At 42.6% G+C, this 21,639-nt stretch carries 19 protein-coding genes and 4 tRNA genes; 5 read left to right on the top strand and 18 right to left on the bottom strand.

All coding sequences use genetic code 11. The annotated features are described in order from the left end of the window. Window positions 1-75 precede the first annotated feature (75 nt). The 8 genes from G0029_RS12715 to secA form a co-directional block, all read right to left on the bottom strand. Window positions 76-152: transfer RNA gene (locus tag G0029_RS12715), tRNA-Pro, on the bottom strand. A gap of 3 nt (window positions 153-155) precedes the next feature. Beyond that, window positions 156-231: transfer RNA gene (locus G0029_RS12720), tRNA-His, on the bottom strand. 44 nt (window positions 232-275) lie between these two features. Next, window positions 276-352: transfer RNA gene (locus tag G0029_RS12725), tRNA-Arg, on the bottom strand. A 45-nt stretch (window positions 353-397) separates the two neighbouring features. Continuing rightward, a tRNA-Pro gene (locus tag G0029_RS12730) sits at window positions 398-474 on the bottom strand. 154 nt (window positions 475-628) lie between these two features. Beyond that, entirely contained in the window at window positions 629-1,696 is a 1,068-nt protein-coding gene (gene nadA, locus G0029_RS12735) for a quinolinate synthase NadA (RefSeq protein WP_180108120.1), read from the bottom strand. Between the two features lie 149 nt (window positions 1,697-1,845). Continuing rightward, window positions 1,846-3,066, bottom strand: a complete 1,221-nt coding sequence (gene argJ, locus G0029_RS12740) for a bifunctional glutamate N-acetyltransferase/amino-acid acetyltransferase ArgJ (RefSeq protein WP_180085460.1) — start codon at window positions 3,064-3,066, stop codon at window positions 1,846-1,848. Between the two features lie 160 nt (window positions 3,067-3,226). Further along, window positions 3,227-3,583, bottom strand: coding sequence for a hypothetical protein (locus tag G0029_RS12745; RefSeq protein ID WP_078194125.1), 357 nt, complete (start codon window positions 3,581-3,583; stop codon window positions 3,227-3,229). A 144-nt stretch (window positions 3,584-3,727) separates the two neighbouring features. Next, complete coding sequence (secA, locus tag G0029_RS12750) at window positions 3,728-6,451, bottom strand: preprotein translocase subunit SecA (RefSeq protein WP_180108121.1); 2,724 nt, start codon at window positions 6,449-6,451, stop codon at window positions 3,728-3,730. A 337-nt stretch (window positions 6,452-6,788) separates the two neighbouring features. Here secA and G0029_RS12755 point away from each other — a divergent pair, with 337 nt between their 5' ends. The 3 genes from G0029_RS12755 (at window position 6,789) to G0029_RS12765 (ending at window position 9,160) form a co-directional block, all read left to right on the top strand. Continuing rightward, window positions 6,789-7,424 (top strand): peroxiredoxin, encoded by a 636-nt coding sequence (locus G0029_RS12755; protein WP_078194127.1) that lies wholly within the window; start codon window positions 6,789-6,791, stop codon window positions 7,422-7,424. 313 nt (window positions 7,425-7,737) lie between these two features. Next, window positions 7,738-8,565: an MBL fold metallo-hydrolase gene (locus G0029_RS12760; RefSeq protein ID WP_180108122.1), complete on the top strand. Its 828-nt coding sequence runs from the start codon at window positions 7,738-7,740 to the stop codon at window positions 8,563-8,565. After that, window positions 8,555-9,160 carry a dual specificity protein phosphatase family protein gene (locus G0029_RS12765; protein WP_180108123.1) on the top strand — a complete coding sequence of 202 codons (606 nt, stop codon included), beginning with the start codon at window positions 8,555-8,557 and terminating at the stop codon, window positions 9,158-9,160. The genes G0029_RS12760 and G0029_RS12765 overlap by 11 nt, the downstream gene beginning before the upstream one ends. Before the next feature lie 14 nt (window positions 9,161-9,174). Here G0029_RS12765 and G0029_RS12770 read toward each other — a convergent pair whose 3' ends face one another. Genes G0029_RS12770 through trpA form a run of 4 tightly spaced genes read right to left on the bottom strand, consistent with a single transcriptional unit; the run spans window position 9,175 to window position 13,125 of the window. Continuing rightward, window positions 9,175-10,152: an SPOR domain-containing protein gene (locus G0029_RS12770; RefSeq protein ID WP_180108124.1), complete on the bottom strand. Its 978-nt coding sequence runs from the start codon at window positions 10,150-10,152 to the stop codon at window positions 9,175-9,177. Beyond that, window positions 10,149-11,432, bottom strand: a complete 1,284-nt coding sequence (folC, locus tag G0029_RS12775; protein WP_180108125.1) for a bifunctional tetrahydrofolate synthase/dihydrofolate synthase — start codon at window positions 11,430-11,432, stop codon at window positions 10,149-10,151. The genes G0029_RS12770 and folC overlap by 4 nt, the downstream gene beginning before the upstream one ends. Continuing rightward, window positions 11,429-12,325, bottom strand: coding sequence for an acetyl-CoA carboxylase, carboxyltransferase subunit beta (gene accD / locus G0029_RS12780; protein WP_180005414.1), 897 nt, complete (start codon window positions 12,323-12,325; stop codon window positions 11,429-11,431). Before accD ends, folC begins: the two co-directional genes overlap by 4 nt. Further along, window positions 12,322-13,125 carry a tryptophan synthase subunit alpha gene (gene trpA, locus G0029_RS12785; protein WP_180009060.1) on the bottom strand — a complete coding sequence of 268 codons (804 nt, stop codon included), beginning with the start codon at window positions 13,123-13,125 and terminating at the stop codon, window positions 12,322-12,324. The genes accD and trpA overlap by 4 nt, the downstream gene beginning before the upstream one ends. 363 nt (window positions 13,126-13,488) lie before the next feature. Between trpA and G0029_RS12790 the strand changes: the two genes are divergently transcribed. Then, the gene (locus G0029_RS12790) at window positions 13,489-14,823 is read left to right on the top strand and encodes a Na+/H+ antiporter NhaC family protein (RefSeq protein WP_180108126.1); all 1,335 of its coding nucleotides are present in this window, start codon (window positions 13,489-13,491) and stop codon (window positions 14,821-14,823) included. An 84-nt stretch (window positions 14,824-14,907) separates the two neighbouring features. Here the strand turns inward: G0029_RS12790 and G0029_RS12795 are convergent, their stop codons facing one another. Next, window positions 14,908-15,936 (bottom strand): helix-turn-helix transcriptional regulator, encoded by a 1,029-nt coding sequence (locus G0029_RS12795; RefSeq protein WP_180027141.1) that lies wholly within the window; start codon window positions 15,934-15,936, stop codon window positions 14,908-14,910. Window positions 15,937-16,081: 145 nt separating this feature from the next. On the opposite strand from G0029_RS12795, the gene G0029_RS12800 reads away from it, so the two are divergent. Beyond that, the gene (locus G0029_RS12800; protein WP_180108127.1) at window positions 16,082-16,957 is read left to right on the top strand and encodes a metal-dependent hydrolase; all 876 of its coding nucleotides are present in this window, start codon (window positions 16,082-16,084) and stop codon (window positions 16,955-16,957) included. Between the two features lie 54 nt (window positions 16,958-17,011). Here G0029_RS12800 and G0029_RS12805 read toward each other — a convergent pair whose 3' ends face one another. The 5 genes from G0029_RS12805 to G0029_RS12825 form a co-directional block, all read right to left on the bottom strand. Beyond that, entirely contained in the window at window positions 17,012-18,004 is a 993-nt protein-coding gene (locus G0029_RS12805) for a DUF2804 domain-containing protein (RefSeq protein ID WP_078194136.1), read from the bottom strand. A gap of 145 nt (window positions 18,005-18,149) precedes the next feature. After that, the gene (locus G0029_RS12810; RefSeq protein ID WP_180108129.1) at window positions 18,150-18,668 is read right to left on the bottom strand and encodes a DUF1543 domain-containing protein; all 519 of its coding nucleotides are present in this window, start codon (window positions 18,666-18,668) and stop codon (window positions 18,150-18,152) included. 21 nt (window positions 18,669-18,689) lie between these two features. Next, window positions 18,690-19,415 carry a CPBP family intramembrane glutamic endopeptidase gene (locus G0029_RS12815; RefSeq protein ID WP_180108130.1) on the bottom strand — a complete coding sequence of 242 codons (726 nt, stop codon included), beginning with the start codon at window positions 19,413-19,415 and terminating at the stop codon, window positions 18,690-18,692. A gap of 222 nt (window positions 19,416-19,637) precedes the next feature. Beyond that, window positions 19,638-20,864: a tryptophan synthase subunit beta gene (gene trpB, locus G0029_RS12820; RefSeq protein ID WP_111885382.1), complete on the bottom strand. Its 1,227-nt coding sequence runs from the start codon at window positions 20,862-20,864 to the stop codon at window positions 19,638-19,640. Then, window positions 20,848-21,489, bottom strand: a complete 642-nt coding sequence (locus G0029_RS12825; protein WP_180108131.1) for a phosphoribosylanthranilate isomerase — start codon at window positions 21,487-21,489, stop codon at window positions 20,848-20,850. Before G0029_RS12825 ends, trpB begins: the two co-directional genes overlap by 17 nt. Between the last annotated feature and the right edge of the window lie 150 nt (window positions 21,490-21,639).

A 21,639-nucleotide genomic window follows, 5' to 3' on the forward strand; every position in this document is an offset into this window, starting at 1 on the left:
TAACGCATTTTAAATTACAGGCATAAAAAAACCGCTGTATGCGGTATCTTTTATCGACCGTTTTCTTTAAGAAAATGGTCGGAGCAGTAGGATTCGAACCTACGACCCCCTGGTCCCAAACCAGGTGCACTACCAGGCTGTGCTATGCTCCGAATTGGGGTGAATGATGGGATTCGAACCCACGACAACCGGAATCACAATCCGGGGCTCTACCAACTGAGCTACATCCACCATCACAACAAGTTTCAGATTCTATTATCAGAACACCATTAAAATGGCGCGCCTGACAGGATTCGAACCTGTGACCATCCGCTTAGAAGGCGGATGCTCTATCCAACTGAGCTACAGGCGCATTACCGATGACATAGACTATCACGCGATTTTTGCCTTGAGAAATTGGTCGGAGCAGTAGGATTCGAACCTACGACCCCCTGGTCCCAAACCAGGTGCACTACCAGGCTGTGCTATGCTCCGTTTCATCTCAGCTTTCGCTGTATCGCATATCGTGCGGTACGGTGTGCATTCTAGGCGTGACGTTGATTAACGTCAACACCTATCTTCAAAAAAACATAAAAAATCATTTCAAGCGATTATTTATCAAGCACTTTAATCATTTTTCAAGCAAAAATTAACGTTTTAAACTGGCACTGAAATTCAACATCCGATCTAAAGGCAATTTAGCACGTTCAGCCAATGCCGGATCTACAAAAATTTCCTGATCGCCTTTTTGTAAAACTTCGAGAATGCCATCTAATTCATTCATCGCCATCCAAGGGCAATGCGCACATGAACGACAAGTCGCTCCCTCACCTGCCGTCGGTGCTTCGATGAGAATTTTATTCGGCACAGCTTGCTGCATTTTATAAAAAATACCGCGATCTGTTGCCACGATTAAACGTTCGTGTGGCAAGGTTTGTGCAGCCTGGATCAATTGCGAGGTGCTACCGACGGCATCTGCAATATCCACCACAGATTCTGGTGACTCTGGATGTACCAAAACTGCTGCATCAGGATACAGCGCTTTCATATTGGCAATACCACGTGCACGGAACTCTTCATGGACAATACATGCCCCATCCCATAGCAACATGTCTGCACCGGTTTTCTTTTGAATATAGCGACCGAGATGCTGATCGGGTGCCCAAATAATTTTTTCACCTAAACTATCTAAATGCTCAACAATTTCAACAGCACAGCTCGAGGTTACCACCCAATCTGCACGCGCTTTCACTGCCGCCGAGGTATTGGCATATACCACAACCGTATGATCCGGATGTGCATCGCAAAATTTGGTAAATTCATCGACCTGACAGCCTAAATCAAGTGAGCATGTTGCCTCCAGAGTAGGCATCAGTACGGTTTTTTCAGGAGATAAAATCTTCGAGGTCTCCCCCATGAATTTCACCCCTGCAACCACCAACGTCGTTGCTTGATGGTCACGACCAAAACGTGCCATTTCAAGTGAATCCGAAACGCATCCACCGGTCAGTTCTGCTAGTTCCTGCACTTCAGGATCACAGTAATAGTGTGCAACAAGGACAGCGTTACGTTTTTTGAGTTCCGCTTTAATTAATTCAAACTTTTCAAGCTTTGCAGCTTCCGTTAAGTGATGCTCTTTAACATCGCCCAAACGATCCAAATGCGCTTGTACAATTGATTTTGCTTCATTTGCAATTAAGTTGTTTGCATTATTCATCACAACGTCTTCTCTATCCTTAATGCCTGTTACTACACAGGTGCTTCACAACTGACCTATAAATATGGCACTTGGCTATTTTTACCGGTCATTAAAAAGTTCCACTTATAAAAAAGCCTCACAACGGAGGCTTTTCAAAAACATCAAATTTATGAACGGTAATCTGCGTTAATCTTAACATAGTCATACGACAGGTCACAGGTATACACAGTATCTCGCGCACTGCCACGTCCTAAATCTACACGGATCGTGATCTCAGATTTCTCCATCTCTGCAGCCCCTGCTGCTTCGGTATAATCTGCTGCAGCACCACCGTCTTTACAGATTTGAACATCACCTAACCAGACCTGAATTTTTTCAACATCTAAGTTTGGCACACCTGCATAACCAATAGCTGCCAAAATACGACCCCAGTTTGGATCTGATGCGAAGATTGCAGTTTTAACCAACGGTGAATGTGCAATGCTATAAGCAATATCACAACATTCTTGAGTATCTGCGCCGCCTTCTACCGCCACAGTAATAAACTTCGTCGCACCTTCACCATCACGGACAATGAGCTGTGCAAGACGTTTCATTACACGTGTTAACACGTCTAAAACAGCAGCATAACGTGAATCTGATTCTGAAGTAATTTCTACGCCACCAGCTTGGCCCGTTGCAATCAAAATACATGAGTCATTCGTTGAGGTATCACCATCCACCGTAATACGGTTAAACGACAGGTTAACTGTGGTTTTCAAAAGCTGTTGCACCAGCTCACGGCTAATGGGTGCATCAGTTGCCACATAACTCAACATGGTCGCCATATTTGGACGAATCATGCCTGCGCCTTTAGAAATACCTGTCATGGTATACAGAACGCCATCTAGTTCGAACTGTTCAGATGCACCTTTAGGTGTTGTATCAGTGGTCATAATGCCCGTTGCCGCATCCAACCATGCATCTTCCTGCAAACTATCTAATGCTGGTTGCAAGCCTTGAACCAAACGATCAATAGGTAATTGCTCACCAATTACACCTGTTGAAAATGGAAGAACTTCTGTATTTTGAACACCTGTCAGTTCTGCCAGTTTCGCACACGTCGCCTCAGCATTTGCCATGCCGATTTTGCCAGTACCGGCATTGGCATTTCCGGTGTTAATCACCAAATAACGTGGATTACCTGCTAATAAGTGCGCTTTCGAAATATGCACCGGTGCTGCACAAAATGCATTTTGAGTAAAAACGCCTGCGACATTAGAGCCTTCAGCAAATTCAAAAATGACAAGGTCACGTCGGTTCTGATAGCGCACATACGCTTCAGCCGAACCGATTTTTACACCTTTCACCACATGCATCTGTGGCATAGATACGTCACCAACTGCCATTTTTCAACGTCCAACTATATGAGTTATAAAAAATACAGCTTAGTGCAAAATCTATAAAAAATCGAGCAGAAGCACGGTTTTGCTGTAATTTTATTGTGGATTTCTTTTGCACATAAAAAAACCAGCCTTTCGACTGGTCTTTATCGCTGTTCGTCGTAAATTAGTTACGCGCCAGCTGAGTTGCTTCATCAAGAAGCACTTGTTTCGCTTTTTGTTGACTCGCAGCAGAAAGGGCTGGGTTTTCAGCCACAATACGGTCAGCATTCGCCGCATTGGCTGCTGCAATTTTTGCAGTTTGCAATACGATTGGACGATTTGGATTGGCAAAGGTATAACGAATACCCGTACGCGGGCTTGCTACAGTCACTTGACCGTCAGTACCAACCTGTACTTGAGTTGTTGTTGGACCAACTGCTTGTTGAACTTTCTCTAAAGAAGTCGTCTGAGGAGCGTTTGCAAAGGCAAAAGTTGGCAAAGCCAAAGCAGCAATCATGAACGGTTTTAGTACTTTTTTCATTGTCTTTTCCGTCTTACGGTTATTGATAGAAACTAAATAACATTTAATCTACTGAACTGCAAATACTATTCAGGTCAGATTAGTAGTGTAAATAAAAAATCAGAGCGCGAAGGCTCTGATTTATTTGAAATTAAACAATGCTGTTTAGATTTTACCGTGACATTGTTTATATTTTAGACCTGAACCACATGGGCAAGGCGAGTTACGACTTTCTGGCGGAACAATCACTTGCTCTGCAGGTGTGTATTGCGCATCGATAACATCATTACCATTGGCTTCAGCCAACAAATTATCAAAGTCATTGTGTGACAATTGAAGATTCATTGATTCAGCTTGAGCCTGTTTTTGAGCTTCCATTTCTGCAAGTTCTTCGGCTGTAGGCACATGAATACGAGATAAATCTGTCACGACATCGGACTTAATCACAGCAAGCATGTTTACAAATAAATTAAAGGCTTCTTTTTTGTATTCTTGCTCAGGATTTTTCTGCGCATAACCACGTAAATGAATCCCCTGACGTAAGTAATCCATTGCTGCCAAATGCTCTTTCCAATGGCGGTCCAATGAATTCAACATAAAGTGACGTTCGAGCATTGCAGCCGTTTCGTCACCCATTTGCGTACGACGTGAACGGTAGTGCTGAAGAACTTCATCAGTAATACGTTCAACCAAAGCCTCTTCATCCAAACGACGATCTTGCTCTAACCACTGCGAAATTGGCAATTCAATCGATAGATCTTCACGTAGCGCCTTTTCAAGACCTTCTATATCCCACTGATCGTGAATAGACTCAGATGGAATATATATTTCGATCATGCCTTTAGTCACATCCTGAATCATCGTTTCGATGTAATCTTGTAAAGACGGTTCAACAAGAATTTCATCACGCTGAGAGTAAATAATCTTACGTTGTTCGTTGTTTACGTCATCGTATTTCAATAGATTTTTACGAATATCGAAGTTACGTGCTTCAACTTTACGTTGTGCATTTTCAATCGAGCGTGAAACCATTTTATGCTCAATGGCTTCATCTTCTTTCAACCCCATGGCACGCATCATTGCAACTACGCGATCACCTGCGAAGATACGCATCAAGTCATCTTCAAGCGACAAGTAGAAACGTGATACACCTGGGTCACCTTGACGGCCCGCACGACCACGTAACTGGTTATCGATACGACGAGATTCATGACGTTCTGAACCAATGATGTGTAAACCACCAGAGTTCAGCACCATTTCATGATTTTGTTCCCACTCTGCTTTCAAACGTGCTTCGTCTGCTTCAGTCGGCTCTTCAATCTTCGCCAGCAACGCTTTCCAGTTACCACCTAACAGAATATCAGTACCACGACCAGCCATGTTAGTCGCAATGGTCACTGCACGAGGTGAACCCGCTTGCGCAATAATATCCGCTTCACGCTCATGTTGTTTCGCATTAAGTACTTCATGTTGAATACCAGCTTCTTTCAGCTTATCTGATAAAATTTCAGAGGCTTCAATAGTTGCTGTACCAATCAGAATCGGCGCAACACCCGTTTCATGAATACGTTGAATTTCTTGAATGATGGCGTTGTATTTACCTTCACGGTTTAAATAGATTAAATCGTTTTGGTCATTACGAATCATTGGGCGATGGGTTGGAATAAGTACAACATCCAAGCCATAAATTTCTTTCATTTCTGCAGCTTCAGTATCTGCAGTCCCTGTCATCCCTGATAATTTCTTGTAAAGACGGAAATAGTTCTGGAATGTTGTGGTTGCTAGTGTTTGGTTTTCAGGTTGAATTTCCAAACCTTCTTTGGCTTCTACCGCTTGATGCAAACCTTCTGACCAGCGGCGACCCGGCATGGTACGACCAGTGTTTTCATCGACAATGATCACTTCACCTTCGTGGATGATGTAATGCACGTTGCGTTGGTATAGGTAATGCGCACGAATGGCCGCAGAAACATGGTGTACCAAGTTTAAATTAGCAGATGAATATAAACTTTCACCTTCAGCAAGCAAGCCCATTTGAATCAATTCAGCTTCAACAGTTTCATAACCGACTTCGGTCATTTCTACAGAGCGCTGTTTTTCGTCAATCCAGAAGTGACCACCATCTGGTACCTTCTCTTCTTTTTGTGCATGAAGTTTTGGTGGAATGCTGTTAATTGCAGCATACAACTGAGATGAGTCTTCTGATTGACCAGAAATGATCAACGGTGTACGCGCTTCATCAATCAGGATCGAATCGACCTCATCGATGATGGCATAGGTTAAGCTGCGCTGTTTTTTCTCAGCAGCAGAAAACACCATGTTGTCACGCAAGTAATCGAAACCGAATTCGTTGTTGGTACCGTAAGTAATGTCAGCTCGATACGCTTGAGCTTTTTCAGTTGGGTCTTGCATTGAGTAAATAATCCCAATGCTTAAACCTAAAAATTCGAATAATGGACGGTTTAATTCAGCATCACGCTGTGCGAGATAGTCGTTCACCGTAATCACGTGAACACCTTCACCACTAATCGCATTGAGGTAACAAGCAAGCGTTCCCATGAGGGTTTTACCTTCACCGGTACGCATCTCTGCGATCTTACCTTCATGTAAAGTAATACCACCAATCAGCTGTACGTCATAATGACGCATGCCCATGACACGCTTTGCAGCTTCACGACAAACAGCAAATGCTTCAGGTAATAATTTATCAAGGCTGTCGCCTTTTTTATAACGTTCTTTGAATTCTTCAGTTTTTGCAGATAAGTCTGCATCGCTTAGAACAGATATCGTCGGCTCGAGCGCATTAATCTTCTCTACGATTTTACGCATGCGTTTGAGTTCGCGCTCATTTTTGGTACCGAAGATTCCTCCGATCAGACTTGCCAACATGAATAGACTCTCTAAATCTTGCTTGTCAAATGAATATATTTTCTTAGTCGTTATTATGGTGCTAGAAATTCGAAGTACAAGGGTTTTGCACAAAAATCCCCTTAAATATTCTGCGCTCGGGTTCTAGCCCCGGAGACTTAAGGCAAGCTAATGTAACAAATTTTCTGCAGACAACATAGTGACTCTGTCGTGAGATATTTCGCATTTATCCCCCAATAAAACTGTTTTATATGAAATATATTCATAAAGAAATGAAAAAACACTATTTTTAATCATAAAAAAAATCCTTCATATTTATTTTCAAGTTAAACAAATTCAATAAATACGGGGATATTCCATGACGATTCGTTTAGGTGATACTGCACCAGACTTTACTCAAGACTCAAGCGAAGGCAGCATTCATTTTTATGACTTTTTAGGTGACAGTTGGGGCATTTTATTTTCGCATCCTGCCGATTACACCCCAGTCTGCACCACAGAACTTGGATTTACCGCAAAACTAAAAGATGAATTTAGCAAACGTGGTGTCAAGGCCATTGCCCTGTCTGTTGATGATGTTGAGTCGCATCATGGTTGGATTAACGACATTAATAATACTCAAAATACCACGGTCAACTTCCCGATCATTGCAGACAAAGACCGTAAAGTGTCCACCCTTTATGATTTCATTCACCCCAATGCCAGCGAAACATTAACTGTTCGCTCTTTGGTGATCATCGATCCAAATAAAAAAGTCCGTTTAATCATTACTTATCCTGCATCTACAGGGCGTAACTTCCATGAAATTTTACGTGTCATTGACTCTTTGCAACTGACAGACAACCATAAAGTTGCAACACCGGCCAACTGGCAACAAGGTGAAGATGTGGTGATTGTGCCGTCATTAAAAGATGAAGAGGAAATCAAACAACGCTTTCCTCAAGGATATAACGCAGTTACGCCTTACCTTCGTTTAACGCCTCAACCTAAGTGAGGATAAAACGGAGCATTACGCTGTCCGAGCGCAAGATAAGAAGCTCTGCTGTGAGTGACCAAAGCGAAGGTGCAACTTTAACTATTTTTAAGCGCAGCACCTGACCCAACTCAGAATCATAACCATAGTTACTTATAGTTACTTATAGTTACTGATAGTTTTTCCCTCAGAACGAATTACGAGCCCGTTCTGGCATTCTCCAACCTGCTCATCTTCGGATGAGCTTTTTTTGATTACAAATTCCTCTCAGGGATTAGATTGGTTAAACATCACAATTCCGTTATAACTAAGAAAAACTTGAAAACAACAAACCGTGATTCATCAAATTCATCATTTACATTGTGGTAGTTTTTGTCCAACGTGTGCCCCTTTATTTGGACAGAAAGGCTTTCGCGCACATTTGGTCTGTCATTGCCTGCTCATTGAAACCGATAAAGGGCTCGTTTTAGTCGATACAGGACTGGGCTTACAAGATTATTTGCATCCACAAAATCGTTTAGGTCGGTTTATTTCACGCACAGCGCAGATCAAATTTAATCCGCAACTGAGTGCGATTCATCAAATTCAAAAATTAGGCTTTAAGGCTCAAGATGTTCAACACATTTTGTTGTCACACTTAGATTTTGATCATGCTGGCGGGATCTCTGATTTTCCGCAGGCGACTGTGCATGTCTTAGCCAGTGAATATAATGCCACTCAAAACCTTCATAGCTTAAAATCACGACTGCGCTATCGACCACAGCAATTCCAACTGCATCGTTATTGGAATTTTATCGAAAGCATCGGGACGCAAGCATGGTTTAATTTAGAGCACACTACGGGACTATCTATTTTTCAAGAGGATATTTTAATGCTCCCACTTTTGGGACATACCGCGGGTCATGCCGGTATTGCAATTAAAAATAACCATCGATGGTTGTTATATTGTGGCGATGCTTATTACTCACAGCATCAATTAAATCCAAATTTTCATTCGCGGGCCTTAAATCAGCTTGAGCGTTTATTTGCCACCGACAATACACAGCGACTGCACTCCCTTCATAAGATTCAGCAGTTAGCGCAGCATCCGGACATCGATCTCATCTGTGCACATGACCCATTCGAATTCGCTCGCTATCAGAATACAAGCTATGACCGCTAAAATCCTACCAATGATCCTCCTCAGTGTTAGCTTCAGCTTCACGGGTTGCATGACATCAAATCCATTACCGTTAAATGAACGTCCTCAGCATTGGGGGAAAGTCGTTCATCAACAGCATAATTTTTATCAAATCAGCCCAACGCTATTTCGCAGTGAACAACCTGATACAGATCTCGCCCCTTTTCTACGAGAACAGCAAATCGATGTGATCATAAATTTACGTTCACGGCAACATGACCCAGAACGCTTAAAAAATGCTATTGATATGCAAAAGATTAAATTTGTACATATTCCGATACACACGTGGCAAATCAATCGTGAAGATTTACTGGCAGTGATGAAAACTATAAAAGTGGCTGAACAACAGCAGCAAAAAGTGTTAATCCATTGCTACCACGGCTCAGACCGTACAGGCGCGAGTGTGGCAATGTACCGTATTATTTTTCAGCATTGGTCCATTGAGGAGGCAAAACGTGAAATGAAACAAGGTGGCTATGGCTTCCACCCTATTTGGAAAAATATAGACCGATTATTCAGCCCTGAAAATGTAAAATGGATTCAGCAGCAACTACTGAATCCATCTTATCAAAGGTAAATCCTCATATAAACTTAGCGTTTATCGAGTGGTACCCAATCAATCACCCAAGCCGATTTCATATTCAAACTTGCATCTGAATTGATCTTTTTACGTGTTGCGTCCGCAGCATCACGGTCCTTCGAAGGACCGACCATAATACGAATGCCTTTAGATGTAGGACTCTTCGTCACTTTATAGCCTTTTGCTCGTAATTTTGCAGCGACGGCATCTGCATTGGCTTCATTAGCAGCCAGTGCAACTTGCACCATCCATTGCTTATCGCCATTTTCCAACAGATCACGTGCTTTTTCAGCTTCAGCTTTTTTCTTGGCTTCGGCTTTACGCTTTTCTTCCGCCTTGTGTTTTTCTTCGGCTTTACGCTTTTCTTCAGCTTGTTGCTTCGCTTCGGCTGCTTTCTTATCTGCAGCTTTTTTCTCAGCTTCAGCATGTGCTTTACGTTCAGCTTCTTTTTGAGCGTCCGCTTTACGTTTTGCTTCAGCTTTTTGTTTTTCTGCTGCGATACGTGCCTGATCAGCCTTTTGCTGCGCCGACTGACTCTCTAACTTTTTTTGAGCCGCCAACTTATCCTCAGCTAAACGCTTTTGCTTAGCTTTTTCATCTTCAACCAATTCGGGAGGAATATTATCCGAACTTTGTTGAGCTGAACGATGTGCGTTTAAAGCCGCATATTCTTCTGCTGCTTTACGTGCTGCATCCGCTTCCGCTTGTTGTTGCATCGCTAAAAATTCTGCTGCACGTGCTTCTTGCTCTGCAACCGATTTTTCACGGGTACGTCGTTGTTCTTCGAGCAAACGCTTTTCAGTTTCAACATCAACAGTCAATGATGACATTTTACCCGCACCCTGACCTTGTTGCTCAACTTGAGCCATTTCAGGGGTTTGGCTTTGATTTTGATGTATTTCTTCTTTGCCTTTAAGTAAAAGTGCGGCCAGCAGTACACCACCACCTAATAAAACAACACCACCCATCCAGCGTTGTTTGTTATTCATTGACATTCTTCCAGATACTCCCATACCGCTTCTAAGGTATGAAATGAACCACATACCAGAATCAGCTGATTATTCTTTGTTTCTTCCAGCGCGGACTTAAAAGCTAATTGCACATTGTCATAATGTTCTACGACTTGATGCTGCAGTGCGCTATCCAATTGTGTGATAGATGCCGCACGTGGCACATTTAATTGTGCAATTTTCCACATTCTTACCGTATCTTTCAATAAGTTAACGACAGAATTTATGTCTTTATCAGTCAGCATGGAGAAAACGCTGATCACTTCTGTGTATTGTTTATTGTACTGGAGGAAATTTCGCAATTGCTTTAACAAAAATTCAACACCATGCGGGTTATGTCCCGCATCGAAAATCACCGTTTTACCTGCAATTTCTCTAACTTCAAAACGGCCTTGTAACTTGGCATTATTAATCCCCTGAGCGATCGACTGCTGAGAGACCACCAAACCACTGGCCAATATTGCTGCTACAGCCGTAGAGATATTTTCGAGTGCCAAAGAACCCACGGGGAGTTTTAAGGTTGAACCTGATGAGGCAAACATCCAAGATTGTCCGTCATCACTGTACTGATAAAAATAATCACGATTGAGTACATGTAAAGCGGCTTGGCAATCTTCTGCTTTTTGACGAATGGCTTCAGGCAAAACTTGCTGCCCACCAAAAATTACGGGAATATTTGGACGAATAATTCCTGCTTTCTCAAAAGCAATTTTTTCAATGGTGTCGCCCAACCAATCGGTATGGTCTAAACCAATATTGGTAATCACTGCAACATCTGGATCGACGACATTGACCACATCAAGTCGACCGCCAAGGCCCACTTCGAGGACCCATACATCGCAATGTTGCTGTTTAAAAATAACAAAAGCGGCCAAAGTGGTCGCTTCAAAAAAAGATAAACTTAATTCACATTCACGACGCGCCTGATCAACGGCCACAAAAGCATCAATCAGGGTTTGGTCGGCCACTTCAACACCTTGAAGCTTTACACGTTCATTGAATCGATAGATATGCGGTGATTGGTATAAACCCACATTATAACCTTGCGCATTTAAAATGGCAGCCAATGTCGTTGTGGTTGAGCCTTTCCCATTGGTTCCAGCAACCGTCAGAACTTTGGCATCAGGCTGAGTTACGCCCAATCGATCTGCAACAGGAATTACCCGCTCCAGTCCTAAATCAATACCCGTAACATGAACATGGCTCCAATAATCGAGCCATGTGTTTAAAGAATCAGTTGCAAGTGGTGCTGTGTTCAAGGCAAGTTCATCAATTTCGCTACAATACGATAAACTGTATCACGTAATGCATGACGGTGGACAATTTGATCGACTACACCATGATCAAGCAAATATTCCGCACGTTGGAACGGTTCTTCCAATTTTTCACGTACAGTTTGCTCAATTACACGCTTACCAGCAAAACCAATCATGGCTTTCGGCTCAGCCAAATGAACATCACCGAGCATTGCTAATGATGCAGTCACACCACCATAAACTGGATGTGTCAACACCACTAGATAAGGCAAGCCTGCATCTTTCATTTTTTGGATGGCAGCAGAAGTACGCGCCATTTGCATGAGTGACAACATGCCTTCTTGCATACGCGCACCACCAGAAGCAGCGAAGCAAATAAGCGGTTGTTTAGCTTTAATCGCAAGTTCAGCAGCCTGAACAAAACGGTCACCTACAACAGTACCCATTGAACCGCCCATGAAATCAAATTCAAATGCGGTTGCAATCATTGGAATGCCTTTAAGCGTTCCTTGCATTACCACTAAAGCTTCTGTTTCACCGGTTTTTTTCTGCGCTTCAGACATACGGTCTGGATACGCTTTGCTATCTACAAATTTAAGTGGATCTTTGGCTTTAAATTCTTGACCCAATTCTTTTTGTACTTGGTCAAAGAACCAGTTCAAACGATCACGCGCTTTCATTCGCAAGTGTTCATCACACTGAGGACAAACGTAGGCATTAAATGACATCGCAGTACGAGTCACAAGTGCATGACACTCAGGACATTCAATCGTCGGCTCAGTAAATGTCGCCTTTAATGCTTGCTGTTCATCAGGTACATGAATACCTGGTACCGCACGCTCTGTCCATGGCGTAGATGCGCTCAGAATTTTGCCTGTTTTTGCGTCTTGACTCATACTAACTCATCGAGCGCAGCTCGAAGCTCCTTCACTTTATTCACTGTTTCGATTACAGCTTGTTCTGGCGCTAAATTTGCAAATTGTTTAACAAAAGCACTACCTACAATCACCGCATCCGCAGCAACACCCATGGCTTTCGCCGATGCTGCATCACTGATACCAAAGCCAACGCCGACAGGTACCTGAGTATACGATTTGATTTTTTGAATACGTGCCGCAGCTTCAGCAACGTCTAATGTCGCTGCACCTGTCACACCTTTCAAAGAAACATAGTAGATAAATCCACTGGCTTGTTTCACCACATGCTGAATACGTTCATCAGTGGATGTTGGCGCAAGTAAGAAGATTTGATCCATGTCATATTTTTTCAATACTACATCTAGATCTTTTGCTTCTTCTGGTGGAAGGTCCACCAAGAGCACGCCATCTACACCGCATTCATGTGCATAGGCAACAAACTTTTCATAGCCGATTACTTCAACGGGGTTTAAATAGCCCATCAGTACCACGGGTGTTTCTGTATCGTTTTTACGGAACTCTTTCACCATGTTCAAGGCATCTAGAGTATTGGTTCCTGCAGCAAGCGCACGCTCAGCGGCAAGTGCAATAACAGGACCATCCGCCATTGGGTCTGAAAATGGAAGACCCAATTCGATCACATCTACACCTGCCTCAACCATTTGATGTAACAAAGGTACCGTTACTTGTGGATGAGGGTCACCAGCCATAACATAAGAAACCAAGGCCTTACGCTGTTGAGATTTAAGCGTTCCAAATCGAGTGGCTAAACGTGACATAGGGTTATACTTTCCTTGAATGAATCAAAACTATGATGTGGGTTTTGTCGAAATACAAGACATCGCATTGTAACGCTATTTTTTACCCATTGAACAGGGTATACAATCCTCAGTCGGCATTTCTCATGCAAACATAATTTTCCAGAACAACCCGAAAGCATCATTTACCGATATTTCAGTTTTTTTCACAATGATCAAAGATGCCTAATTTTAGGATCTGGCAAAATTATAAGGTTTTAGATTAACTTAATTTTATCATCAAAAAAATGTTAAAAATAACAGGCTTAGCATTTACATTTTAATTTTCCTTAAATTGCAAAACCTGCTTTATACTAGCCGCATACTTTTATTTTTTTATCTCCTATGTCCTCCGATTCACAAGTGAAAGTGCCTGCTCGGGCATTTGCACTGCTCCCGCTTATTGTTTTTCTGACCATTTTTTTGGGCAGTGGTATTTACCATTCCATCATTGGAACTGAGTTTGCGTTCTATCAAGTGAAAGCCCCAGTCGCTGCTCTTCCTGCAATTGTATTGGCAATTTTGCTCTATCGCGGCAAGATCAATGACGCGATAGAGACCTTTATGAAAGGTGCCAGCCACCCGAATTTGATCTTAATGTTCATGGTCTTTATGCTCGCTGGTGCTTTTGCCAGTGTCAGCAGTGCCATCGGTAGTGTCGATGCAACAGTGCAATTGGGACTATCGGTGATTGCGCCTGAGTTCGTGCTGCCTATGCTGTTTATTATTGCGGCCTTTATTGCCACAGCGATGGGAACCTCCATGGGTACTATTGCAGCCTGTGCACCAATTGCCTTTGGTTTTACACAAGTCACCGAAATTGAAGTGGTATATGCCATTGGTGCAGTGGTCGGTGGTGCTATGTTTGGTGATAATCTGTCGATGATTTCAGATACCACCATTGCTGCAACGAACAGTCAAAAAGTTCAGCTTCGCGATAAATTTAAGGTCAATGTTTGGATTGCTGTTCCTGCATCGATCGTCAGCATTTGTATTTATTTATTCATGAGTCAAGGCTCACAAGCGATTGAACACAAAGCCTATAATGCGTGGCTGATCTTGCCGTATTTAGCCGTATTTATTTTGGCCTTTTCACGTTTGCACGTGCTTGCTGTACTGACTATTGGTGTCTTACTGTCTAGCTTGATTGGTTTGGTGATTCAACCTGAATTTAATTTCTTAAGCTTAAATAATTCTATTTATGACGGCTTTACCGGCATGTTTGAAGTTGCCCTGCTTTCTATTTTCTTGGGTGGTATTTCTGCCATTATGCAAAAAGAAGGCGGTTTAGAATGGCTAATTCAACGCATTTACAGCATGACACGCTACTTTAAAGTTGGTGCTGAACGCGCAGGTGAAATTGGTATCAGTTTCTTGGTGATTTTCTCCAACCTATTTGTGGCAAACAACACTGTCGCAATTATTTTATCTGGTGACATGGCACGTGAAGTCGCGAAAGAATATGGTGTAGACCCTAAACGTGCTGCTGCGCTCTTGGACATTTTCTCTTGCGTAGTCCAAGGTCTCATTCCTTATGGTGCACAGCTGTTACTGGCTTGTTCGATCGCAAAACTTTCGCCTGTGGAACTGATTGGTAGTGTGTATTACTGTTGGGTGTTGGCAATCTTTGCCATCCTTGCCATTTTACTTCGGTATCCAAAATTAAAAGCTGCGGCATAAGCTTGGCTTTAAAGAAAAGCGGTCGTTTGACCGCTTTTTTTAATGTTGTTTGAAAGGCTTTTCTTAACGAGCAATCTGCACGTTTTATTCTAATCTCAAGGCTTTTTTTCGCGCCAACAATGTCTCTCCGCTATATGCCTTAAAAGCACGTGCCAAAGCAGACTGATCTGAATATCCTAACTGCAACGCGATATCCGTCAAATGGGTTTGTTGTGAAAGTAAATATTCACAGCGTTTCATCCGTTCAAGCTCCAAAAGCCGTTTAAACGAGGTGTCTTTCTCCTTTAACTGTCGTTGCAAGGTTCTGACTGACAGATGTAACTCCTCTGCTAACCACTCTATTTTAGGGGCTTGCTGCTGTAATTTGAGATAATCTGCTATGCATTGTTGCATCTGTTGAATTGGATCTGCATGTTGCGGACGAGCGGCTATCGCCTCTTCGGCCTGACGTAATAACAATTGCATCAGTGACGGATCAGCAAGTTCTGACTTTAAATCCAAACTGTCTGCATGAATCACAAATGAATATTTAAGGGTCGAAAATTCCATTTGGCAACCATAAAACTTTTCATAGTGATAACGTGCCATCCGCGGCGCATGGGCAAAATGAATGCGGAGTAACTTTAAAGAATCTGGAAAAATTTGCTTGGCCAAATGTGCCATACAGGCCATGGTCAATTCATTGACCAACGCATACTCATCATCATGCTGAGGCCAAGACAGTATAATTTGATGATCTTGATGGCTCATATTCATAGGCACAATTTGCGCGCCATCAATCACCAAACGACTAAACCGCATCACATATTGCAAAGCATCTGCTACGCTATTACTCAGTGTCGCCATATAGCCTAACACCCCAAAATGCTCTGCACGAATATACTTGGCCATTTCAAAAACCAATTGCGGGCAATCCAGATGCTGCTGAGTCAGTTGCATGATGGTATTAAAAAAAGAATTCGGCGATTGAGAGTCGATCGGCAAAGACAGCACATGCTGAATTTGCGCAGCATACGGCGCAATCCATTCGAGCTGTGTATAGTTTAATTCACGCTCAATTAAGACCATATTCCATAGTTGGAAGTAACCATTTGGGATCTGAATTTCAGCCATCTCGCCCCTCTTTCTGACCTGCCAATTCTGACATTTTATATTTTCATCATGGCGTAAAATGTATAAAAATTGGCAATATCTGTCAAAACAAAGTGCAATTTCTCCGACATACTGCAATCAACACGACTCGCACAGAAAAAATATCATGAATGCTATCGTCAAATATCAAGTCGAACCTATTGTTCGCACAAAGCTGAATTTTAAGTTAGAAGAAATCCCGCGCTATTGGTTTGGCGGAGACCCCTTTTTAACACGTATGTTTGATGCCTTAAGCCTGACCTTTCCTGATGGCGAGCGCTATTTTATTGAATCTGTACGTCTGTTCCGCAGTCAAATTCAAGATCCTGATTTACAACAACGTGTCGCTGACTTTATTCGTCAAGAAGCGCAGCACGGTATGGCGCATGACAAAATGAACATGTTGATGAAACAACAAGGCATGCCTGTCGATGCGTTCATTAAACGTCTAAATAAAATTTTTAAATTTGAACTGAGCAAACGCTCACCTGAATACAACATTGCCATGACGGCTTCTGCCGAGCATTTGACTGCATTGATGGCTGAAACCTTTTGTAGCCAAAAGTCCGTACTAGAATCTGCGCATCCTTATGTCCGTGCATTATTTATTTGGCATGCGATAGAAGAAATGGAACATCGCGATGTGGCTTTTGATGTGATGAAAGATGTGGCTAAGGTCGATGAAAGTCTAAAGAAATTTACTTTGGTCTGGACCAGTGGATTGATGCTTGGCTTTACCTTATACCGTGCCAATGTGATGCTGAAACATGACGGGTTCAGCTTCACTGAACGTTTAAAATTAAATATGAAAGGCTTACCGTGGTTCTTTGGTAAAAATGGCACCCTCACCCGAATGAGCAAACCATATCGAGATTGGTTTAAAAAAGACTTCCATCCGAGTCAGCATCCCATTGTGCAAAATTATGATCTTTGGTTAAAAACTTATGAAGAAACCAATGATCCGATACAAGCAGCTGAAGTGTTTTGGCAAGCTGCAAAATAAAAATTGAATAAAAAAAAAAGCCGCATCGATTGCGGCTTTTTTATAGGCTTAGACTTACCATTTGGCATAGTGCTGCTCAAGTAAACCATATTCATTTAAGAATACAATTTCTTCGCCATCACGTTGAATTGTACCGCTAATTTTTGCCTGCCATTGACTGAACTGACTACCGACCAATCTTAAATTCAGGTTTTCATAGCGCCGCCAACCTGTGGTGACGATCAAATTTAAGCTGTTATCTAATGAACTAATATTCCATTGATTATCGCCTTGTTGCTGGAACAGCACATCAGACATGGCATACAGATGTCCATTGACCCACAGACAATTTTCATTGCCAAAGCTTTCATTTACCCCAGAGGCAAGATTGATCCCAACGCGTCGATTTTGACTGTCCCAAAAGTTACACGACAGCCAGAACCATGCGGTTTCAGGACGAAGAAAACCACAGGTATCATCTAAAGACACCAATGTCCGGTCATGGAATTGAATGGTCTTGCCTTGCTTATTGATAAAGAAACCTTCACAGCCTAACGTCGTTAGTTTTTGAGTATAGGTCCAACCATTAATCCCTGTGGGGCTACACATACTTAGCGGATCAGTCCCTGCACAAAACACTCGAGCGCTCAGTTTGAGTTCGCCATGTTTTGACATTTGAATGTATCGCACACCATTGGCATGCTGAATGTCCAGTTGAATCCCTGACTTAATAAAATGACTCTGATTAAATAAAGGTTGTTCATCTAAAACGGTATTGCGTGACAGGAAATTAATCGAATTCCATTCCAACACTTCATTCGTAATATGATCATACACATAGACAAAACCGTGCCCCGCCCACGCGATATCGGCGATCGCTAGACCAATCGTATAATGTTCATGCTGAATACAACAAAATTTAAATTTTTTATATTTTAAACGCTTACGCCAACCTTGAAGTCGTTTTCCATACGGTGTCTTATATTCATACTTACTTAAATCGATGCGATTGGGAAGTTCACTAAAACGCCCATAATGCGGCTGTCCATTCGGCCGTATTAAATCCATATACGCCATTCCATTGAGGTTTAAGGTCTAAATCCTGAATGTTATTATGCCTATTATTTAACGCCTGAAAAGACAATCCATCTGATTTCAGGCGAATATCACAAAAAAATATAAAAGCTGACATTTCAGCTCTTAATCATCACAATTATTCATTTATTAAGATGTAATCATTTTTCCATGAATCTTGCTGGCTATGCGGGGTTTCAACCAATTTGATATAGCGCCCATACACATGATCAATCGCAATACAATCATCAACATCTAGGGTTCGGTCGGTATGTTGTTTTTGCCAATGTGACTCAAAAAAAGCCTTGCCTCGTTGTTTTGCAACGCTGGCATTTTGTCCCGTCACCAAAACATAACGATGTAATTCACCAAATTCGCGGGCATCATATCCCCCGAGATTAATCAGCCATAATTTTTCATCTTCAGCTCGGGGCGCGGCATCACAAAATTGGATACGATAATGCCGATTTTCAGTGCTGACTGTATGTACCTGTGCCCAAGCATCAATATGTAAGCCTTTTTGCTCACCAAACCATGCCGTTCTCAGTTGTGGATAAACCTCTTCTAATGCGTTACCCACTGCAAGAATGACATCATGCACTTCGATATTTGCTCTTGGATGGCGTCCGCCGAGCATCACCATAAATAAACTGGACACAATCTCCCCCTATTTTTGACTTCAACTACCCACATAGGGCTGAAGTAATTTCAACAAAATCACGCCGCCTAACGATAGTACTGCATTGTTGACGAAATGAATGAGTAAGACATGCCAAATATTACGCGTCCACAAATAGATGAGGTTGAGAAATAGGCCTGCCGCCATAAAACTGATGGTCGCAATCAAATCGCCATCAAAATTATGATAATGTATCAAGCCGAATAAGATTGAGTTCAGCAAGACCAAAATCACTCGCCACAGCCACGGCTGTACAAACAGCTTTTGCAGCAAGGTATAGCGGAAAATAATATCTTCAAGCAAAGCGGTAAATAATGGCCCAAGGCTGATGATCAGCAAGCTAAAAAACGCAATCGTATTAGGATCAATGGTCGATTCTTTTTCAATGCTCTCGCCCACTGGCAACAGACTGCGTGTAAAAGAAATCACTACTTGTAAGACGACTGCACCGACAACCACCAACAGGCTTGAGCGCCAAAAGGCCTGTTTATACTTTTGCCAGTGCGTATACAGCATCGTTTTATAGAGCCAGCACACGGCAATAAATAAAATACCGCGAAAGATCGAATCACCCAAAGCAACCTGAGCTGAAACACCAAAAAATTGGTCTAAGACATAACTGTTGAACAAGATCAGCGGAAGAATGCACAGCGCAAAAGTATCACGCCATTGCCAAGAAATATGGGTTGGAAAGGATTCTGCACGAACCAATTGGGTAAACGTCATTGTTATAAAGTCTTTCTAAAGCAATAAAATCTACACAGTATTGTGATTTATTTCACACTTTTATTCTGCATCAGTTTTGTAGTGATTTGCCTTAATAAAATTTTCAGCCAAAAAAAAAATCGCGCGGAATTGCTTCTGCGCGATTTTTAATTCACCCTCTCCACTTGCGAACTCAGAATATATTCCGAGATTCTCATCCCAAAGGGAGAGGCTTAAAGGAGTTTACATCTCAACCATTTCCACGCCATCAATGCGGGCAACGGTCATTAAATCTTTATCGCCACGGCCTGATACAGTCGCAATAATGATTTGGTCTTTGTCCATGGTCGGTGCAAGTTTCGTCACATAAGCCATCGCATGTGAGCTTTCCAATGCAGGGATAATGCCTTCAATTTGGGTCAAATCACGGAACCCTTGTAACGCTTCAGTGTCATTGATTGGCACATAGTTCACACGGTGCATATCTTTGAGGAAGCTATGCTCAGGGCCTACACCTGGGTAGTCCAGGCCTGCAGAGATTGAATGTGTTTCAATGATTTGACCTTGATCATCCGACATCAAGTACGTACGGTTACCGTGAAGTACACCGACATGACCTGCGTTTAATGGTGCAGAATGCTTGCCCGTTTCAATGCCGTAGCCTGCAGCTTCAACACCGTACATTTTCACATCTTCATCATTTAAGAATGGATAGAATAAGCCCATTGCATTTGAACCGCCGCCTACACATGCAACAAGCGCATCTGGTAAACGGCCTGCTTGTTCTTGAATCTGTTTACGTGCTTCACGGCCAATGATCGATTGGAAATCACGAACCAATTGCGGATATGGGTGTGGGCCAGCCACAGTACCAATCACATAATAAGTAGAGTCAACATTGGTTACCCAGTCACGCATTGCTTCGTTCATCGCATCTTTCAATGTTTTTGAACCGCTTTCCACAGGTACGACCGTTGCGCCAAGCAAACGCATACGGTACACATTCATGGCTTGACGTTTTACGTCTTCTGCACCCATGAACACCACGCATTCAAGGCCTAAACGCGCAGCAATCGTTGCCGTTGCTACACCGTGCTGACCTGCGCCTGTTTCCGCAATAATACGTTTTTTTCCTGAAAGTTTAGCCAGCAAAGCCTGACCAATGGTGTTATTCACTTTATGTGAACCTGTATGGTTCAGGTCTTCACGTTTTAAATAAATTTGCGCACCACCCAACTCTTTCGACCATCGCTCAGCATAATACAAAGGACTAGGACGACCGACGTAATACGCCAAGTCACGGTCGAATTCTGCCAAAAACTGAGCATCATCTTTCATGCGGAAATAGAGTTTTTCTAAGTCCTCAAGTGCTGCCATTAGAGTTTCTGACACAAAACGCCCGCCATGAATACCGAAATGCCCTTGTGCGTCAGGGAATTGGGTATAGTCAATCTTATTTTGCTGATCCACGATGGACTCCTTGCATAAAGCGTTCTATGAGTTGTTGGTCTTTAATACCTTTTGCCGATTCTACACCACCACTCACATCTACGGCGTAAGCGCCTGTGGTCTGAATCGCATCTTCAATATTGGTCGGAGTTAAACCGCCTGCCAAAATTAAAGGAATATCGAATTTTGGGAACTGTGCCCAGTCAAAGCTATGCCCTGTACCGCCTTTCAGCTCAGGATGCCATGCATCTAACAGTACGGCGCTTGCCCCTGCCTGCTGAAAAGCTTGGATTTTGGCAATCACATCCAGTTCAGGTTTCATCTGAATGGCTTTATACCAGCGGCGCCCAACGGACTGCGCAATTGTTTGGCACTGTTCAGGGTTTTCATCACCATGAAACTGCAGGATATCTACAGGTGAAATTTTTAAAATATCCTGTATGTCTGCAGCCGATGCATTCACGAATAAACCCACTGTCTGCACATACGGCGGCACATGCTGAATCAGCTCAGCAGCTTGCGCTGCCGTTACACTGCGCGGGCTTGGCGCAAAGAATACAAATCCGATCGCATCTGCGCCAGCTTGGACGACAGATTGGATATCTTGAATACGTGTAATTCCGCAGATTTTGGCACGGGTTCGCATGTTGTTTTGGCTCTGACTCCGCCCTATTCACAGCCTATCTATGAATATAAAGGCGAATCATTGTAATGCAATTTTCATGCATTGCGTGGATTTTCAGCATGATTACTGCGCAAAAATAAAAAGCCCTGAATGATCAGAGCTTTTTGAATA

It is taken from the genome of Acinetobacter sp. YH12138 (genome assembly GCF_015218525.1).
In the GTDB taxonomy this organism is placed as follows: Bacteria; Pseudomonadota; Gammaproteobacteria; order Pseudomonadales; family Moraxellaceae; genus Acinetobacter; species Acinetobacter amyesii.

What these genes read in the sequence shown, in the direction of transcription:
- G0029_RS12790 (WP_180108126.1), top strand. Translation starts at nt 13,489, where the DNA reads ATGTCCTCCGATTCACAAGTGAAAGTGCCTGCTCGGGCATTTGCACTG.
- G0029_RS12755 (WP_078194127.1), top strand. Translation starts at nt 6,789, where the DNA reads ATGACGATTCGTTTAGGTGATACTGCACCAGACTTTACTCAAGACTCA.
- G0029_RS12795 (WP_180027141.1), bottom strand. Translation starts at nt 15,936, where the DNA reads ATGGCTGAAATTCAGATCCCAAATGGTTACTTCCAACTATGGAATATG.
- secA (WP_180108121.1), bottom strand. Translation starts at nt 6,451, where the DNA reads ATGTTGGCAAGTCTGATCGGAGGAATCTTCGGTACCAAAAATGAGCGC.
- trpA (WP_180009060.1), bottom strand. Translation starts at nt 13,125, where the DNA reads ATGTCACGTTTAGCCACTCGATTTGGAACGCTTAAATCTCAACAGCGT.
- G0029_RS12825 (WP_180108131.1), bottom strand. Translation starts at nt 21,489, where the DNA reads ATGCGAACCCGTGCCAAAATCTGCGGAATTACACGTATTCAAGATATC.
- G0029_RS12805 (WP_078194136.1), bottom strand. Translation starts at nt 18,004, where the DNA reads ATGGATTTAATACGGCCGAATGGACAGCCGCATTATGGGCGTTTTAGT.
- accD (WP_180005414.1), bottom strand. Translation starts at nt 12,325, where the DNA reads ATGAGTCAAGACGCAAAAACAGGCAAAATTCTGAGCGCATCTACGCCA.
- argJ (WP_180085460.1), bottom strand. Translation starts at nt 3,066, where the DNA reads ATGGCAGTTGGTGACGTATCTATGCCACAGATGCATGTGGTGAAAGGT.
- G0029_RS12765 (WP_180108123.1), top strand. Translation starts at nt 8,555, where the DNA reads ATGACCGCTAAAATCCTACCAATGATCCTCCTCAGTGTTAGCTTCAGC.
- G0029_RS12745 (WP_078194125.1), bottom strand. Translation starts at nt 3,583, where the DNA reads ATGAAAAAAGTACTAAAACCGTTCATGATTGCTGCTTTGGCTTTGCCA.
- G0029_RS12815 (WP_180108130.1), bottom strand. Translation starts at nt 19,415, where the DNA reads ATGACGTTTACCCAATTGGTTCGTGCAGAATCCTTTCCAACCCATATT.
- nadA (WP_180108120.1), bottom strand. Translation starts at nt 1,696, where the DNA reads ATGAATAATGCAAACAACTTAATTGCAAATGAAGCAAAATCAATTGTA.
- G0029_RS12770 (WP_180108124.1), bottom strand. Translation starts at nt 10,152, where the DNA reads ATGAATAACAAACAACGCTGGATGGGTGGTGTTGTTTTATTAGGTGGT.
- G0029_RS12800 (WP_180108127.1), top strand. Translation starts at nt 16,082, where the DNA reads ATGAATGCTATCGTCAAATATCAAGTCGAACCTATTGTTCGCACAAAG.